Below are 16146 nucleotides of genomic sequence, written 5' to 3' on the forward strand. Positions count from 1 at the left end.
CGCCGAAGATCTGCACGTCGCCGACGCCGGGCAGCCGCTTCAGCGGGTCGACCACCTGCAGATAGGCGAGGTTGCTCAGCGCCACCGGATCGACCGAGCCGTCCGGCGAGGTGAGGTCGACGATGAGCACGAAATTGGGATTCTGCTTCTTGATCGTCACGCCGCCCTGGTTGACGATCGCCGGCAGCGAAGACGCGGCCTGCGAGACGCGGTTCTGGACGTCGACGGCGGCCGTGCTCAGCGGATAGCCGACATCGAAGGTGATGGTGATGGTCGAGGAGCCGTCATTGGAGCTCGTCGACGACATGTAGGTCATGCCCTGCACGCCGTTGATCTGCTGTTCGAGCGGCGTGGTTACCGTATCGGCCACGACCTGCGCGCTGGCGCCCGGATAGTGGGCGCTGACCACGACCTGCGGCGGCGTGATGTCGGGGAACTGCGACACCGGCAGCAGGAAATAGGCGATCGCGCCGGCGAGCACCATGATGATGGCGATCGCCGATGCGAAGATCGGACGTTGGACGAAATAGTTCACCATGAGACGCAGGCCTCGTTGAATGCTTTTGCTTCGCCAAACGCGTTGGCGATCCTGGACAGCTGCCGGCTACGCACTGAGCTTGAGTCTTCCAGAAAACGCGGCAGCGCCTTGCGGTCCGGCGCCTGCATGGCCGCCTTTGAACGCAGCATCGCCTCGAAGCTGCGCGGGTCGACCCGATCCGCCATCATCACCAGCCGGATCATCGGATCCCGGATGGCCTCGTCGATCGTCAGGTCTTTGCGCTTCTGCATAGGAGCGGTTCCTTGCTTGCGGCCCGCATCGGAATGATCGCGAACCGTTTTTCTCTTCTTCACCGGCCGAAGCCGCATGACAGGCAGGTTTCTGGCCCTATCTCACCCTGCAGGACCGATCGGGTCTTGTCGTTGACGCGGAGAGACATAGGTGTTACCAGTAAGTAACATTCTGGAAGTTACAGACCGGTAACACCTTAGTCAAGAGGTGGCCGAGGGATTTTTGGAAACGAAAGGAGATCATGATGGCAGACGGCGTCGTGGAGCGCTCTCGCCCCCGGGATCGGATCCTGGAGACGGCGCAGGACATGTTCCACAAGCACGGCATCAAGGGTGTTGGCGTCGACGCCATCACCGAGGCTGCCGGCACCAACAAGATGACGCTCTACCGTCACTTCGAATCCAAGGATGACCTGATCATCGAATGCCTGCGCGCCACGGCGGCAAAGGCTTCACGGATTTGGGACGAGTTCGAAGCCAGGCACCCCGGAGACAAGCTAGCCCAGCTGCATGACTGGGTTCAAAAGGCTTCGGAAATGCTCAGTGCCGATAGCCGCGGCTGCGACATGGCCAACGCAGCCGTCGAACTCAGCGAGACCGATCATCCGGCCAGACGCGTCATCAAGGAATTGAAGGAAGCCCAGCGCGAAAAGCTAGTTTCGCTCTGCCGCGAAGCCGGCATCGGCCAGGCCGAGCTTCTCGCCGACACGCTGTCGCTGCTGCTCGAGGGCGCGCGGGTCTCCATGCAGAGCGTCGGGTCGGAAGGCCCGAGCGCGCAGTTCGTGCGCATGGCGGAGGGCCTGATTGCGTCGTTCAGGGCGCGCTGATGTCGTCGCCTCATCCTGGCTCTGTGATCCTGCCTCAGAATCAGGCGCCCAGCTACGCAATGGGTCAGGCAAGTTTTCCGGAGATGTACGAGCGCTGGCTCGTGGGTAGCCTCTTCCGCCCTTGGGCCGAAGTGACCTTCGAAGAAGTAAAGCTGACTCCAGGCCATCGTGTATTGGACATCGCCTGCGGCACAGGAATAGTTGCGCGCGTTGCCAGGGAACGGCTCGGTGCCGCCGGATGTGTTGTCGGCGTCGACATCAGCCCAGATATGCTTGCCGTCGCGCGCACCGTGGCGCCAGACATCGACTGGCGCGTGGGCAATGCCGGCGCACTGCCGCTCCGTGACGGAGAGCAGTTCGACGTTGTGGTCTGTCAGCAGGGGCTGCAGTTCTTTCCCGACAAGCCCGCCGCGGCGGCAGAAATGCGGCGAGCACTGGCGCAGGGCGGCCGGCTGGCAGTTGCCACTTGGCGCACCGATGAGGAAATCCCCTTCTTTCGAGAACTCCGCCGCGTCGCCGAGCGACTCCTCGGCCCAATCGCGGACCTGCGCCACAGCTTTGGGAATGCGCCGCCGCTCGAGGCGCTGCTCCGAGACGCCGGCTTCCACGACGTTCGATCAAGGACAATATCGCGCACCATACACTTTGAGGACGGCGCGCCCCTCCTGCGATTGAATACGATGGCGCTGGTCGGCATGAGTGCTGCCGGCAAGGCAATGGCCGATCAGGAACGCAAGCGGGTCGTGGAGGACATCGTGAGCGGGAGCGCGCCCGTGCTGCAGTCCCACTCCGATGGATCGGGCGTCGCTTTCGAACTCAGCACCAATCTGGCGACAGCTAGAGGCTAGGCGCGCAATTGCCCAGCACTCCTGATTTTCCAGTATGATTTGGCAATCCGGGTGAGGGGGCTGGCGTCGCCTCCGCATTTTCCATGCGGGCAAAGAAAAAGCCCGCTGCCGGGAGGAGGAGGCAGCGGGCTCGATTTCGAATGCGGCACGGGAGGAGGTGTACCGCATTCACCGTCGGCATCACATCTGGGAGGAGGAGACGGCCGACACCCAGATACGTACTGGTTGCTTAACGATTCGGCAACCATGAAACGTGCATAGCTGATGTGCAGAATTGCCGCACCCCTCGGCAATCCTCCGACAAATCCGGGCAAAGCAGCCTTGCCAAGGCAAGCTAACCTATTGAACCGGCACGTTTTCCTTGAAGATCAATCGCGGCTCGATGAATTTTTTCGTCAGGTACGGCGCCGAGGAGGCGATCGAGCCGAGCAGGCGGATCACCGACTGCTCGGCGATCAGTCGTGCATTCTGGTCGATGACGACATCGCAGAGATCGTCGACCAGATAGCCGCGCGTCTCCCTGGTCAGGTCATGGCAGATGAACACCGGCTTCGTGCGCGGCCTGGATTCCAGCAGCGCCTTTGCCACACCCGAGCGCCCGGCGCCGACGCAGTAAATGCCGAGCAGCTCCGGTTCGTTGTGCAGCGCCTTCATCGTCGCGGTGTAGCTCACCTCCGGCTCGTCATTGATCTCGACGGCGCTTGAGATGGTGAGGTTGGGGAATTCCTCGCTCAACACCGAACGGAAGCCCATTTCGCGCTCCTCATGGCCGCGGTAGGAACGCGAGCCGACCACCATGGCGAGATGACCGCTGCGACCGCCGAGGAAGCGGCCCATCAACAGCGCCGCCGTGCGTCCCGCCACCCGGTTGTCGATGCCGACATAGGCCGAGCGCGGCGCCGCCGGAACGTCCGACACCAGGGTGACGAGGCGGATGCCGGCTTCGACAAGCTCGCGCAGGATGTTGCGGGTTCTCGGATGATCGACGGCGATGACGCCGACGCCGTTCGCCTTGAGCGACAGGTTCTCGACGGCGCCCTGCAGCGTGCTGGGCGAGATGCCGGCAAGGCTGTGGATGCGGCAGGAGGCGACCAGCGGCAGGCGCGCCGCATAGTCCTCGATATGGCGGGCGAGATCGACCATGAAGGCATTGCTGCCGATCGGCAGGAAGAATTCCAGATGCGCCGGCTTCGACGGCAGCGCCACCTGGTCGACGACAGGCAGGTAACCGAGCTGTTTCGCCGCTTCCATGACGCGCTGCCGGTTGGCGGCGCTGGCGCCGGGCCGGTTGTTCAGCACCCTGTCGACCGTCGCGGTCGACAGCCCGCAGTTCCTGGCGATGTCGGCGACGGTGGCTTTCATGGTTCCAGTCATAGGAGCGTATGCGATCCTGTGCCAGACGCGTGATGACTGACCGGGCGGATGATTGACGTCCGCCAGCGGCGGAGGCTTCAGCCTTGCGGTTGCGTGCCCGCCGCAAGGGCGTCACGGATGTCCTTGTCGGACATGCCGGTGATGATCCGCTCGACGTCGGCGACGGTCGTCTGTTTCGGATCGATGTCGTCGGCCACCACCTTGCCACGGCGCATGACGACGATGCGGTCGACCACCTGGAAGACGTGGTGGATGTTGTGGGCGATGAAGATACAGGAATGGCCGGAATCGCGGGCGTTGCGCACGAAGCTCAGCACGCCTTGCGTCTCGGCGACGCCGAGATTGTTGGTGGGCTCGTCGAGGATGATGAGGTCGCTGTCGAAATGCATGGCCCGGGCGATCGCCACAGCCTGCCGCTCGCCGCCCGACAGCGAGCCGATCGGCGTCGTCGGCGGGATGTTCTTGGAGATGCCGACCTGTTTCAGCAGGTCGCGCGCCACCGTGTTCATCGCCTCCTGGTCCATGCGGTTCAAAAAACGCGGCGGCTTGATCGGCTCGCGGCCGAGGAACAGGTTGCGCGCGATCGACAGTTGCGTGACCAGCGCGGAATCCTGGTAGATGGTCTCGATGCCGTGGGCGATGGCGTCGCTGGTGCTGCGCAGGTTGACCTTTTTGCCGCGGATGAAGATGTCGCCGCTGGTCAGCGGCACTGCGCCCGACAGCACCTTGATCAGCGTCGACTTGCCGGCGCCGTTGTCGCCGAGCAGGCCGACGATCTCCTTTTCGTTGACGTGGAAATTGGCGTCCACCAGCGCCTGCACGCGCCCGTAGGACTTGCGGATGTTCTGCATGCGGATCAGCGGTTCAGCCATGGGTCACGTTCCTGCCTGATGCCGGCGTTCGAGCCATGAGTGCAGCGCCATCATGCCGAGGATGATGGCGCCGATGAAGATGTTGTAGGCAAGCCCCGGCACGCCGATCAACACGATGCCGTTGCGCATCACGCGCAGGATCAGGATGCCGAGCACCGTGCCGATGATGGTGCCGCGACCGCCGGTCAATGCCGTGCCGCCGATCACCACCATGGCGATGACCTCGAGCTCGTAGCCGGTGCCGCTGTTGGGATTGGCGGCGGAGGTGCGCAGCGACGAGATGACGCCGGCGAGCGAGGCCATCAGCGCCGACAGGACGAACAGGCCGACCTTGACGCCATTGACATTCACGCCGCGCGCGCGGGCGGCGTTGGGGTTGCCGCCTGCGGCCTGGATCCAGTTGCCGGTGCGGCTCTGCGTTAGCACGTAGCCAAGCGCGATCGCCGCGCCGATGAACCAGAACAACGACATGTAGATGCGGAACGGTCCAATGAAGAAATCGCCGACCAGCGCTTCCGCCAGCCAGCTGCCTTCGGCGCTCCAGGTGCGCTGCGGGAACCCGTCGGTGACGAACAGCGCCGTGCCGCGCACGACGAGGAGCATGCCGAGCGTGACCAGGAAGGACGGGATCTTGAGCTGCGTCACGAACCAGCCATTGACCAGCCCGATGAAAGCCGCGACCACCAGCGCGACAAGCAGGCCTACCTCCAGCGAGGTGACGCCGCCATTGAACAGCGTCCACATCAGCACCGGCGAAAAGCCGAACAGCGAGCCGACCGAGAGGTCGAACTCGCCCGATGTCATCAAAAGCGTCATCGCCAGCGCGATCAGGCCAAGCTCGACCGTGAAGGCGAGGATGTTGGAGATGTTCTGCGGCGACAGGAAATCGGGATTGATGACCCAGAAGACGACGAGCTCGATGACGAGCAGCACGAAGGGCCCGAATTCCGGCCTCGCGATCAGGCGTTGGGTAAGCGAATGGTTTTCCACGTTGAATCCTTGGGTGGAAAGGTCGAGATCGCCGGCCGTGTCAGGGGGCTCGGCGAAGTGAAAAAGGACAGTCGCGGCTACGGGAGCGGCCGCGACTGTGCGCAGGCGATTCCGAAAATCGGACCGGATTCTCGCAAAGGCCGTGCGCAAAATCGAGCTGCCCGCCGCGCGTCTGGAAATGACGCGCGGCGCTGCAGGGGACGGATCACTTCCCGGACAGGATCTTGTCGTAGACCCCGGCGGTGTCCTTTTCGTAGAGCGCGCCGGTGATAACGTTGAAGCCCGGAGGGATGCCGGCGGCCGCCATGTTGGCGAGCGAGAGCGCGACGTAGCTGGTCGCCTGCGGGTCCTGCCACTGCGCGGCGTTGACATAGCCGTTCAGCACTTCCTGGGTGGTGTCGAGCGAGTTGCCCCAGCCGACGACCGGGATTTCGCCGGGCTTGATGCCGACCTGGTCGAACACCCGTTTGATCGAGCCGGTGACGAGGTCGCCGAGGCCGATGATTGCCTTCACCTTGCCTTTGTGCGCGGTCAGGTAGTCGACCATGCGGCTGATCACTTCTGCCTGGTCGAGCGTCGCCTCGGTGATTTCATAGGTGATGCCGAGCGGTTCGAAGACGCTCTTGATGCCTTCCTCTTCCTGCACGCCATAGGTGGCGCCGGGAACCTCGACCGGCATCCAGACGAAGTCGCCCTTCTTCACCAGGCCCTTGTCGACCAGATACTGCGCCCAGTGCTTGCCGAAAGTGACGTTGTCGCCGCCGACATAGGCGTTGAAGTTGGCCTTGGGATCGGGCGTGTTGAAGTTGATGATCGGGATGTTGGCCGCGCGCGCTTCCTTGACGATCTCGACCAGGCTGCCCGGATCGGGGCTGGTGGTGACGATGCCGTCGGCCTTGGCCGAGATGGCGGCGCGAACCGCCTCCTGCTGTGACGCCACGTCGCCATTATGGAATGAGGTGTTGACGGAGTTGCCGGTATCGGTCGCCCATTGCTTGGCGCCGGCCAGGAAGTAGGTCCAGACCGGGTCGGCCGGACCACCATGCGAAATCCAGTAGAAGGTCTTGGCCTGCGCCGCCGCCGGAATGGCGAGCGCCACGATCAAGCCAAGCACGAGCAGTCTTAGCCTCGTCAGCATATGGTTTCCTCCCATGTTGAAACGACTTCCACGTCGGACGCGATGCGGCCCAAAAATCGCATTTCCTGCCAGCGCCGAGCGGGTGCTTAGAGGGCATCCCCTTTCCGGCCCTATGGCAAGCCTCCAAGCGCCAATGGATGCTGGCGCAAGGCAGGACGCCATCAGCAATCCCATCAGATTGCATCAGTTTGGGTGATATTTGCGTGAGGTTGTCGAGCGGGACTCAGCCGCGCGGACCGTTCTACCTGCGCTCCGCGCGCCGGCCGCGCCAGATCCTGCCCAGCCAGTCGACCGCCAGCGACAGCGAGGTTTGTCCATGTGGCATCGATGCCGAGCAGAGGGATCGCGCTCGGCACCGCCTGGATGACCAGTATGCCGATGGCGGCGCCGATGGCGCTGCCATGCCCGCCCGACATGCCTCGTGCCGCCAAGCAGCGCCGCGGCGATTGCCAGCAGCGCAAAACCGTTGCCGTCATTGGGGAGGATGGTGCCCTGCGCGCGAGATGGACGACGCCGGCGAGTCCCGCAATTGCGCCCATCGGTGCCAGCGCCATGAGCCGGACCTTGCCGGTCGCGATGCCGGCATGGGCGGCGGCTTCCGGATTGCTGCCCGTGGCCTGCACCCGGTAGCCGAAGCGGGCCGCAGTCACCGGGCCTCAACAGAAAATTGTGTTGATGAAGGCCGGTTCTTGCAGGGTTGTCAGATCAGACCGGCCCTGGCGAGGTCGCGCATCAGATGGCTGGCGCCATAGGTCCAATTCGGACAATCCGGTGACAGGCGCACACGGTTGACCAGCGCGCCGAGTTTTTCCGACGAGATGGTGACGATATCGCCGACCTTGTGGGTAAAGCCCTTGCCCTTCTCGCCGCGATCCTTCGACGGCACGAACATGGTGCCGAGATAGAGCGCCAACCCGTCGGGATACTGGTGATGCGGCCCCATCGCTGCCTTGACCAACTCCTCCGGCGAGCGGCTGATCTCGGCCATCGAGCTTGCGCCCTCCAGCGAGAACCCGTCCTCGCCCTCGACGCTGAGCCGCACCGTGGCGCGCTTCACATCGGCAATGGAAAACGTCTCGTCGAACAGCCGGATGAACGGACCGAGCGCTGCCGAGGCATTGTTGTCCTTGGCCTTGCCGAGCAGCAGCGCCGAGCGGCCCTCGACGTCGCGCAAATTGACGTCGTTGCCGAGCGTGGCGCCGACGATCCGGCCGGTGCTGTCGGCGATCATGGCGATCTCCGGCTCCGGATTGTTCCAGGTGGACACGGGATGCAGGCCGACATCGGCGCCGAAGCCGACCGACGCCATCGGCTGGCATTTGGTGAAGATCTCGGCGTCCGGACCGATGCCCACTTCCAGATATTGCGACCAGGCGCCGCGCTGGATCAGCTTGGCCTTGATTTCCATCGCTTCCGGCGAGCCGGGCTTCAGCTTGGAGAGGTCGTGGCCGATCAGCCCGGCGATGTCGGCACGGATGGCATCGGCCTTCTCCGCCGAGCCGCGCGCCTGTTCCTCGATGACGCGCTCGAGCAGGCTGACCACAAAGGTGACGCCGGAAGCCTTCACCGCCTGCAGGTCGGCGGGCGAGAGCAGGAAGGGCTTCTTCGCGTCGCGCTCTGCCTCGAAACTGTTGGCGGTGATGTCTTCAAGCGCGCCGATCGGCTTGCCATTGGCGGAGCGAACATAGCCAGCCGGGTCTGGCAACTCGCAGAGGTCGCGCACGGTCGGCGCCGCGCTCGAGGTGATGTCGAAGACCATGCCGTCGCGCACCGTGACCACCAGCGGATAGGCCGTTTCGCTGGTCCTGGCGCGGCCGATGAAGAGGCCGTCGGCGGGCAGGCGGGTCGGGTCGGTCATGGCTTCGGTCCTCTCTTTGGCGCGCGGCACTTTCCCCGGATTTGGTCGAGACGTCCATCCCGCCAACGGGATCATTTGTGTGCCAGGGCGAGCGCGGTCCGCAGCCACGGGCCGGCTGGCACAATCGAACGCACTTTCAAATCCGTGAAATCAACAATAGGATTTTCACAAGCCCATTGCATCTCCCAGGTGATCCTTGCCCAAGCTGTTTTCGGACCCGATCTGGCAAAAGCCCAAGACGGTGTTCGCGTTGCAGCCGCAAACGCCAGCCGGGCCGATCGATGCGGTCATCGTCGGCGGCGGCATCATGGGCCTTTCTACCGCGCTCCATGCCGCGCGGCAGGGTCTCGCCGTCCAGGTGCTGGAGGCCGGAGCGATCGGGGAGGGCGCCTCGGGTCTCAATGGCGGTCAGGTCATCCCCGGCCTGAAATACGATCCGGAATGGCTGGTCGAGCATTTCGGCAAGGAGCGCGGCGAGGCGCTGGTCAATTTTGCCGCCTCGACAGCCGATGCGGTGTTCGACCTGATCGGCGACGAGAAGCTGGCGGTGCCGTTCACCCGCAACGGCTGGATCCAAGCCGCGCACACCGAGACCACTTTGACTGCGGCAGCAAACCGGGATCGCCAGTGGCGGGCACGTGGCGCCGACGTCGAACTGCTCAGCCAGGCCGAGATCGCGGCCATGACTGGCGCCCAGGGCTATCTCGGCGGCTGGCTCGACCGCCGCGCCGGCGTCGTCGATCCACTAGCCTATACGGTGGAAGTGGCGCGGGTCACTGCTGCCGCTGGCGTCGGGATCGCCGAACGGCAGAAGGTGGTGAAGCTCGCCAAGGACGCCGGTCTCTGGCGGATCTCGACCGAAAGCGGCGCTGAGGTGCGGGCGAGGGCGGTCGTGCTTGCCACCAACGCCTACACCGATGGCGTTCTGCCTGGCCTCGCGCGGACCATCGTGCCGCTGCACTCCTTCCAGATCGCCACTGCGCCGCTGCCGGCCGATGTTGGCGCTGGCATCCTGCCGGGCGGGCAGGCGGTGTCGGACTCGCGCCGCATCCTCGTCTACTATCGCAGAAGCGCCGACGGTCGCCTAGTGCTCGGCGGGCGCGGGCGCATGGCGCTGCCCTCCAGCGCTGCGGACTGGGCGCATCTGGAACGTGCCCTGATCCGTCTCTATCCGGCGCTTGCCGGCGTCGCGATCGAGAAACGCTGGTTCGGCCGCGTGGCGATGACGCCGGATCACCTGCCACACGTCCACGAGCCCGAAAAAGGCCTGCTTGCCGTCGTCGGCTGCCAGGGCAGGGGCGTTGGCCTGATGAGCGCGCTCGGCAAGCGCATGGCAAGCTACCTGGCGAGCGGCGATGCGCGGCAACTGCCGTTCCCGCTGTCGCCGATCAGGCCGATCCCGTTCCACGCCTTCCGGCAGGTCGGCGTTGCCGCGACGATCGCCTGGTACCGGATGCTCGACGCGTTGGAGCGCTGACTTCGCTGAACACATTCCGGCCACCGCGCGATTCAGCTTGACAGTTTCACGAATATGAAAAAATCTAAGTCGATTTCATAATTCCGACGGGCAGATCGATGTCGGCCATCGCAGCAAGTCAGCCATTGCCGGAAACTCGCGCTTCGCCGGTGTTCCGCCTCGCCATGCTGCTGCCGGGCGGACTGGTCACCTTCTTCCTGATCCTCTTCGCTCTCGGCCTGGTGATTTTCCTTGCCTTCCGAGGCAATGACGGCTCGCTGCTCGGCGTCGGCCTGACCGCCGCGAACTTCGTCACCGTGGCGACCGATCCGCTCTACTGGACGGTGACGCTGCGCTCGCTGGTGATCGCCGGCCTTGTGACGCTGGTGACCGTGGTGACCGCCTATCCCGTCGCCTACTACCTCGCCTTCCATGCCGGACGCCGCCGCGGCCTGCTGCTCTTCCTGGTGACGCTGCCGTTCTGGACAAGCTACCTGCTGCGCGTCTTCGCCTGGAAGATCGTGCTTGCCTACAATGGCGTGCTCAACTCGGCCTTTATCGAAAGCGGCCTCTGGTCGGAGCCGACGCTGGCCTTCCTCAACACGCCGGCGGCGGTGGTGGTCACGCTTGCGCACGCCTACGCGCCGTTCGCCATCCTGCCGATCTACGTCGCGCTGGACACGATCCCGAAATCGCTGCTCGAAGCCGCCTCCGATCTCGGCGCCCGTCCGTTCACCGCGTTCCGCCGCGTCGTGCTGCCGAATTCAATGCCGGGCGTGCTGGCGGCGGCCCTCGTCGTCTTCGTGCCGACGGTCGGCGACTACGTCACGCCGGCCATGGTCGGCGGCCCGGCCAGCACCATGATCGGCACGCTGATCCAGTCGCAGTTCGGCAAGGCCAATGACTGGCCGTTCGGCGCCGCACTTTCCGTCTGCGTCATGCTGGTCATCCTGTGCGTGGTGCTGGTCGCGCGCGGCGCCGACCGCAGATTTGGCAGCCGCACATGAGCGCGACGCGCACCGGGACCGACACAGGCGGCCGCTGGCTCGGCCTCTACGTGCTTGGCTATCTGGCCTTCCTCTATCTGCCGGTGCTTTTGATCCCGCTGTTTTCCTTCAACAATTCCATCCAGGCTGCGTTTCCGCTGCAGGGCTTCACGCTTGAATGGTACGAGACGCTCTACGGCAATCCGGTCTTGTCGGGGGCACTCGCCAACAGCCTGGTGATCGGCGTCATCGCCGCTTCAGGCGCTACGCTCTGCGGCATCACCGTGTCCTATATGGACCTCTTCGGCCGCTCGCCGCTCGCCGCCACGATCAGCGCCATCGCGCGGCTGCCGATCCTGATTCCCGGCGTCATCGTCGGCATCTCGCTGCTGATCCTGGTCAATCTGATCGGCCTCGGCCCGTCGCGCGTCGCCATCGTGCTCGGCCACATCCTGGTCGCGCTGCCGACGACAGTGGTCGTCATGCGCAGCCGCTTCGCCGCCATCCCGAAGACCATCCGCGAGGCGGCGCTCGACCTCGGCGCGTCCGACTGGACGACGTTCCGACGCGTCATGCTGCCGCTGAGTGTGCCGGCCGTGCTGTCGGCCTTCATGCTTGCCTTCCTGATCTCCTTCGACGAGTTCATCGTCGTCTTCTTCCTCGCCGGCACCGAGCCGACGCTGCCGCTCTACATCTGGAGCCAGCTGCGCTTCCCGCGCTCGCTGCCGATCGTCATGGCGCTCGGAACGGTGATCCTGGCCGTGTCCTTCATCATTGCCGGCACTGCCGAAATCCTGCGCCACCGCGGCCTTGGCGCTGCGCGCCGGCCAGCCGCCGCCAATCCAGCCTGAACCACAACAACGAAAGAGAGGAGAACGAAAATGACATTCCAGCTGAAATCGATCACCGGACACAAGACCCGCGCCGGCCTTACGGCCCTGGCGCTCGCGCTGTCGTCGACTGTCGCCTTTGCCGCCGACAAGCTGCAGTATTTCACATGGTCCGGCTACGAACTGCCCGACTTCAACAAGAGCTTCCTCGCGGCCCATCCGGACGGCGTCGAGGCCTCGATCTTCGGCGACGACGACGACGCCTTCACCAAGGTCAAGGCCGGCTTCCGGCCGGACATCGCGCACCCCTGCTACGACAAGGTGGCGCGCTGGAACAAGGAAGGCCTGCTGCAGCCGATCGACACCAAGCGCATCAAGAACTGGGATTCAATCTTCCCGGTGTTCAAGAACCTGCCCGACATCCAGGCCGGCGACGGCAAGGTCTGGATGGTGCCGTGGGACTGGGGCAACACCTCGATCCTCTACCGCACCGATCTGGTGAAGAACCCCGAGGCGAGCTGGAAGCTTCTGTGGGACAAGCAGTATGCCGGTCGCATGGCGACCATCGACGCCGTGCATGACACGCCGATCGTCGCGGCACTGCTCGCCGGCGTGAACCCCTTCGACATGACTCCGGAGCAGATGGACAAGGTGGCGGAGAAGCTGCGCGAGCAGCGGCCGCTGCTGTCCAGCTACACCACCGACATGACCTCGGTCGAACAGGCGCTGGCAAGCGGCCAGCTCGTCGCCGCCATGACCTGGAACGCGTCGGCCACATCGCTGAAGAAACAGGGCGTGCCGGTCGAGTTCATGAAGCCGAAGGAGGGCATGCTGACCTGGTCCTGCGGCTTCGTCATGCTGAAGGACGCCAAGAACGTCGATCTCGCCTATGACTTCATCAACAGCCGGCTGGACGCCGACTCGGGCAAGTATCTGATCCAGTCCTATGGCTACGGCAGTTCGCTGAGCACAGCTTTCGCCGGCGTGGCGAAGGACGAACTGGACAAGCTGCAACTGCCGTCGGATCCGGAAGTGATGCTGAAGACCACGATCTTCACCGGGCCGATGAAGCAGAATGACGACGTCGCCAAGATGTTCGAGAAGGTGAAGGCCGGGGGGTAAGCTGCGGCTCCACCTTCTCCCCTTGTGGGAGAAGGTGGATCGGCGCGCAGCGCCGAGACGGATGAGGGGTGTTGGACGGATCGCCGTCGTTGCCAAGCTGGAACACCCCTCATCCGTCGCCTTCGGCGACACCTCCTCCCACAAGGGGAGAAGGGGAGGCTGGCGGCGCTGCGCCGCACCGGTAAAGAGACCAAACAAGGACTAACGCATGGATGTTTTTGACGAATCGGCCGAGAAGCCGAAGGACGATGCCGATGTGCGCGTCGGCCGGCGCGTGCGGGCGCTCAGGCTGGAGCGCAAGCTGTCGCTGGCCGAGCTTGCGGTAAAAGCCGGCATTTCGATAGGCGCGCTCAGCCAGATCGAGCGCGGCATGTCATCGCTGCGCGTCAAGGTGATCTGGCCGCTTGCAGCCGCGCTAGACATCGAACCGTCGGCACTGATCGCCGACGGCAATGAGGCGGTCAATGATCTCTACTGCGTGCGCGCCGACAAGCGGCGGCAGATCCCCGTCAAGTCGGAAGGCATCGCCAAGGCGCTGCTGTCGCCGCCTGCCGCGACGCTCACCGGCATGCTGGTGAGCGTCGAGGCCGGCGGCGGAACGGCCGAGGCCTACGCCCATGCAGGCCATGAGTTCGGCTTCGTGATGGCCGGCGAGGTCGAACTGGTGGTGGACGCAACCTCCTACGTGCTCAAGGCCGGCGACAGCTTTGCCTTCAAGAGCACGCTGCTGCATGCCTTCCGCAACCCCGGCGCCGAGCGCTGCGAGATCCTTTGGGTCAACACGACAAAACCCTCCGAGGTGCGCGATGGCGCCTGATGCGCTCGTTCGATTGCAGAAGGTCTCAAAGGTCTTTCCGGGTGGTGTGGTTGGTCTCGACGCCGTCGAGCTAGATATCGCTCCGGGTGAGTTCCTGACCCTGCTCGGCCCGTCCGGTTGCGGCAAGACCACCAGCCTGCGCGTCATTGCCGGTTTCGAGAGCCCGACCAGCGGCAATGTTCTGCTTGAGGGCCGCGACATAACGGGCCTGAGGCCCTTCGATCGCCCGGTCAATACCGTCTTCCAGGACTATGCGCTCTTCCCGCACATGGACGTCGCAGAGAATGTCGGCTTCGGCCTGTCGCTACGCGGGCTGTCCGGCGCCGAGCAGGCGAAACGCGTCGGCGAGGCGCTCGACATGGTCGGCCTTGCCGACAAGCTCGGCGCCCGCGTTTTCGAACTCTCCGGCGGCCAGCGCCAGCGCGTCGCGCTTGCCCGCGCCATCGTCTGCCAGCCGCGCGTTCTGTTGCTCGACGAGCCGCTGTCGGCGCTTGACGCGCATCTGCGCGAGCAGATGCAGGTCGAGCTGAAGCGGCTGCAATCCCGCCTCGGCACCACCTTCGTCATGGTCACCCATGACCAGACCGAGGCGCTGTCGATCTCCGACCGCATCGTCGTCATGAACAAGGGCCTCATCGAGCAGATCGCGCCGCCGGCGATTCTCTACGACCGCCCTGCGACGAAGTTCGTCGCCTCCTTCATCGGCACCATGAACCTCCTGCAGTCGCGCTTCGTCGGCTGCGATGGCGAGCGCCTGCGCTTTGCGGCTGGCGAGCTGGCGTTGGAAGCTGTATCCGACACCGGCGAGGCGCCGGCCGCCGGAGACACACGCACCATCGGCGTGCGTCCTGAGGACCTTTTGGCGACCACCGAGGCCGCCGACGGCACCGCGCCGGCGCGGGTAAGCGGCGTTGTCTTTCATGGCCGCACGCTGCGCCTCCACGCCGAACTGGGGCAGGGGACATCCATCATCATCGATGCTCCGCGCCGCGCTGACGGTTTTCAATTCAGCGTCGGCGACGTGGCGCACATCAGGCTGCGGCGTGGCGCCAGTTGCCCTTTGCTTACCAATTGACCGCTTGGCTCACGACGCCTTGGCGAAAAAACCCTGATAGTCGGACTTGGCCTGTAGCAGGCGCAGGATGTTCTCACGCGACCCACGCACATGGGCGCGGGCGCGATCGCCCGCCAGGGCCACGTCGCCGGCGCAGATCGCTTCGACGATGCCGGTATGTTCCTCGCGGGTGACCTTCCACTCGTCCAGCCACAGGAGCTCTGTCCACACATATTGCTGGCATTTGTCGAGTATGACGCAGAGCATGCCGTGCAGCATTTCGTTGCCGCCGATTTCGGCAATCACGCGGTGCAAATCGATGCCGACCTGCAATTCCTCGAACTGCTCCCTGGTGCTGCGGTCGGGGATCGCGGCCAGCCGCTCGCATTCGGCAAGAATCGCGCGCAGCCTCGTCTTGTCGGCGGCGGTGGCGGTGGCCGCGGCCAGTTCGGTCGCGCGCCCGTCGAGCAATTCGCGGATGTCGAAGGCCTCGCGGAACATGGTCAGGTTGAACTCCGCCACGACATAGCCCTGGCGCGGGCGGCCGATCACCAGGCCGTCACGCTCCAGCCGGTTGAAGGCCTCGCGCACCGGCGTGCGGCTGACCTTCAGGCGCTCGGCCATGTCGGTCTCCGTGACGCGGGAGCCGGGCGGGATCTGGCCGGTGATGATCAGCGCCTTCAGCTTCTCGAACACCGAATCGCGCAGCGTGTTCTTTCTTTCCTTGCTCAAGCGTCCCGCCTCCAACGGTCTGTCGTGGTTTCGCAGTTTAAGGCCTTTTGGCGCTTGCTTGAAACAGGACCGTTTCGAGCAGAGCAAGGGCTCCGGCCTTGGCCTCAATCTTTCGTCGCCAAAATACGTCATGGCGCGTGTTGACATCGGCTTCCAGCGAATTACACTCAAAATTGTATACAAATTCGCATACCAAATCAACGATAATGGGAACACCGGCTGGAGAAGCGAAAATGACGAAGCTGCGTTGCATTGGAAGTCTAGCGGTGGCGGGGCTGCTGGCCTCGGTTGCCGTCCCGGCGTCGGCCACCGACACCATCACCGTCGCCTCATGGGGCGGCACCTATCAGGAGGCGCAGACCAAGGCCTTCTTCAAGCCGACCGCCGATGCGCTCGGCATCACCATCAAGGAAGACACCACCAACGGTCTCGACGACGTGCGTCTGCAGGTCA

General features: G+C 64.4%; 17 protein-coding genes and 1 pseudogene. 9 read left to right on the forward strand and 9 right to left on the reverse strand.

The genetic code is table 11. From position 1 onward, the window contains the following. Together EN781_RS07050 and EN781_RS07055 are read right to left on the reverse strand one after the other, a co-directional pair. Positions 1-538: efflux RND transporter permease subunit (locus EN781_RS07050; RefSeq protein WP_189347368.1), on the reverse strand; the 538-nt coding region annotated here is incomplete at its 3' end. Continuing rightward, positions 532-852 (reverse strand): hypothetical protein, encoded by a 321-nt coding sequence (locus EN781_RS07055; protein WP_245455555.1) that lies wholly within the window; start codon positions 850-852, stop codon positions 532-534. The genes EN781_RS07050 and EN781_RS07055, both read right to left, overlap by 7 nt. Before the next feature lie 182 nt (positions 853-1034). On the opposite strand from EN781_RS07055, the gene EN781_RS07060 reads away from it, so the two are divergent. Together EN781_RS07060 and EN781_RS07065 are read left to right on the forward strand one after the other, a co-directional pair. Next, complete coding sequence (locus tag EN781_RS07060) at positions 1035-1616, forward strand: TetR/AcrR family transcriptional regulator (protein ID WP_126056017.1); 582 nt, start codon at positions 1035-1037, stop codon at positions 1614-1616. Further along, positions 1616-2464, forward strand: a complete 849-nt coding sequence (locus tag EN781_RS07065) for a methyltransferase domain-containing protein (RefSeq protein ID WP_126056016.1) — start codon at positions 1616-1618, stop codon at positions 2462-2464. The genes EN781_RS07060 and EN781_RS07065 overlap by 1 nt, the downstream gene beginning before the upstream one ends. A 339-nt stretch (positions 2465-2803) precedes the next feature. On the opposite strand, the gene EN781_RS07070 is transcribed toward EN781_RS07065, so the two are convergent. The 6 genes from EN781_RS07070 to EN781_RS07095 form a co-directional block, all read right to left on the reverse strand. Beyond that, a complete protein-coding gene (locus EN781_RS07070) occupies positions 2804-3826 on the reverse strand; it encodes a LacI family DNA-binding transcriptional regulator (protein ID WP_126056015.1) in 1023 nt (340 codons plus the stop codon). A gap of 89 nt (positions 3827-3915) precedes the next feature. Continuing rightward, a complete protein-coding gene (locus EN781_RS07075) occupies positions 3916-4710 on the reverse strand; it encodes an ATP-binding cassette domain-containing protein (protein ID WP_126056014.1) in 795 nt (264 codons plus the stop codon). 3 nt (positions 4711-4713) lie between these two features. Beyond that, complete coding sequence (locus tag EN781_RS07080; protein WP_126056013.1) at positions 4714-5700, reverse strand: ABC transporter permease; 987 nt, start codon at positions 5698-5700, stop codon at positions 4714-4716. Between the two features lie 205 nt (positions 5701-5905). Beyond that, positions 5906-6838: a substrate-binding domain-containing protein gene (locus EN781_RS07085; RefSeq protein WP_126056012.1), complete on the reverse strand. Its 933-nt coding sequence runs from the start codon at positions 6836-6838 to the stop codon at positions 5906-5908. A 173-nt stretch (positions 6839-7011) separates the two neighbouring features. Beyond that, positions 7012-7488 (reverse strand): hypothetical protein, encoded by a 477-nt coding sequence (locus EN781_RS07090; protein ID WP_126056011.1) that lies wholly within the window; start codon positions 7486-7488, stop codon positions 7012-7014. A gap of 50 nt (positions 7489-7538) precedes the next feature. Further along, positions 7539-8696, reverse strand: coding sequence for a fumarylacetoacetate hydrolase family protein (locus EN781_RS07095; RefSeq protein WP_126056010.1), 1158 nt, complete (start codon positions 8694-8696; stop codon positions 7539-7541). Between the two features lie 196 nt (positions 8697-8892). Between EN781_RS07095 and EN781_RS07100 the strand changes: the two genes are divergently transcribed. The 6 genes from EN781_RS07100 to EN781_RS07125 all read left to right on the forward strand — a co-directional run bounded on the left by EN781_RS07100 (position 8893) and on the right by EN781_RS07125 (position 14982). Beyond that, positions 8893-10173: an FAD-dependent oxidoreductase gene (locus tag EN781_RS07100; RefSeq protein WP_127399878.1), complete on the forward strand. Its 1281-nt coding sequence runs from the start codon at positions 8893-8895 to the stop codon at positions 10171-10173. Between the two features lie 98 nt (positions 10174-10271). Further along, positions 10272-11159 (forward strand): ABC transporter permease, encoded by an 888-nt coding sequence (locus tag EN781_RS07105; RefSeq protein WP_126056008.1) that lies wholly within the window; start codon positions 10272-10274, stop codon positions 11157-11159. Next, positions 11156-11989 (forward strand): ABC transporter permease, encoded by an 834-nt coding sequence (locus tag EN781_RS07110; RefSeq protein ID WP_126056007.1) that lies wholly within the window; start codon positions 11156-11158, stop codon positions 11987-11989. Before EN781_RS07105 ends, EN781_RS07110 begins: the two co-directional genes overlap by 4 nt. A 30-nt stretch (positions 11990-12019) precedes the next feature. After that, positions 12020-13090: an ABC transporter substrate-binding protein gene (locus EN781_RS07115; RefSeq protein WP_126056006.1), complete on the forward strand. Its 1071-nt coding sequence runs from the start codon at positions 12020-12022 to the stop codon at positions 13088-13090. Positions 13091-13298: 208 nt separating this feature from the next. Beyond that, positions 13299-13907 (forward strand): cupin domain-containing protein, encoded by a 609-nt coding sequence (locus tag EN781_RS07120; RefSeq protein WP_126056005.1) that lies wholly within the window; start codon positions 13299-13301, stop codon positions 13905-13907. Next, entirely contained in the window at positions 13897-14982 is a 1086-nt protein-coding gene (locus tag EN781_RS07125) for an ABC transporter ATP-binding protein (protein WP_126056004.1), read from the forward strand. Before EN781_RS07120 ends, EN781_RS07125 begins: the two co-directional genes overlap by 11 nt. A 9-nt stretch (positions 14983-14991) precedes the next feature. Here the strand turns inward: EN781_RS07125 and EN781_RS07130 are convergent, their stop codons facing one another. After that, a complete protein-coding gene (locus tag EN781_RS07130; RefSeq protein ID WP_189347370.1) occupies positions 14992-15693 on the reverse strand; it encodes a GntR family transcriptional regulator in 702 nt (233 codons plus the stop codon). Positions 15694-15926: 233 nt separating this feature from the next. Between EN781_RS07130 and EN781_RS07135 the strand changes: the two are divergent. Then, positions 15927-16146 (forward strand): annotated as a pseudogene (locus EN781_RS07135) (ABC transporter substrate-binding protein); the annotation flags it as partial.

It is taken from the genome of Mesorhizobium sp. M4A.F.Ca.ET.090.04.2.1 (genome assembly GCF_003999085.1).
Taxonomy (GTDB): domain Bacteria; phylum Pseudomonadota; class Alphaproteobacteria; order Rhizobiales; family Rhizobiaceae; genus Mesorhizobium.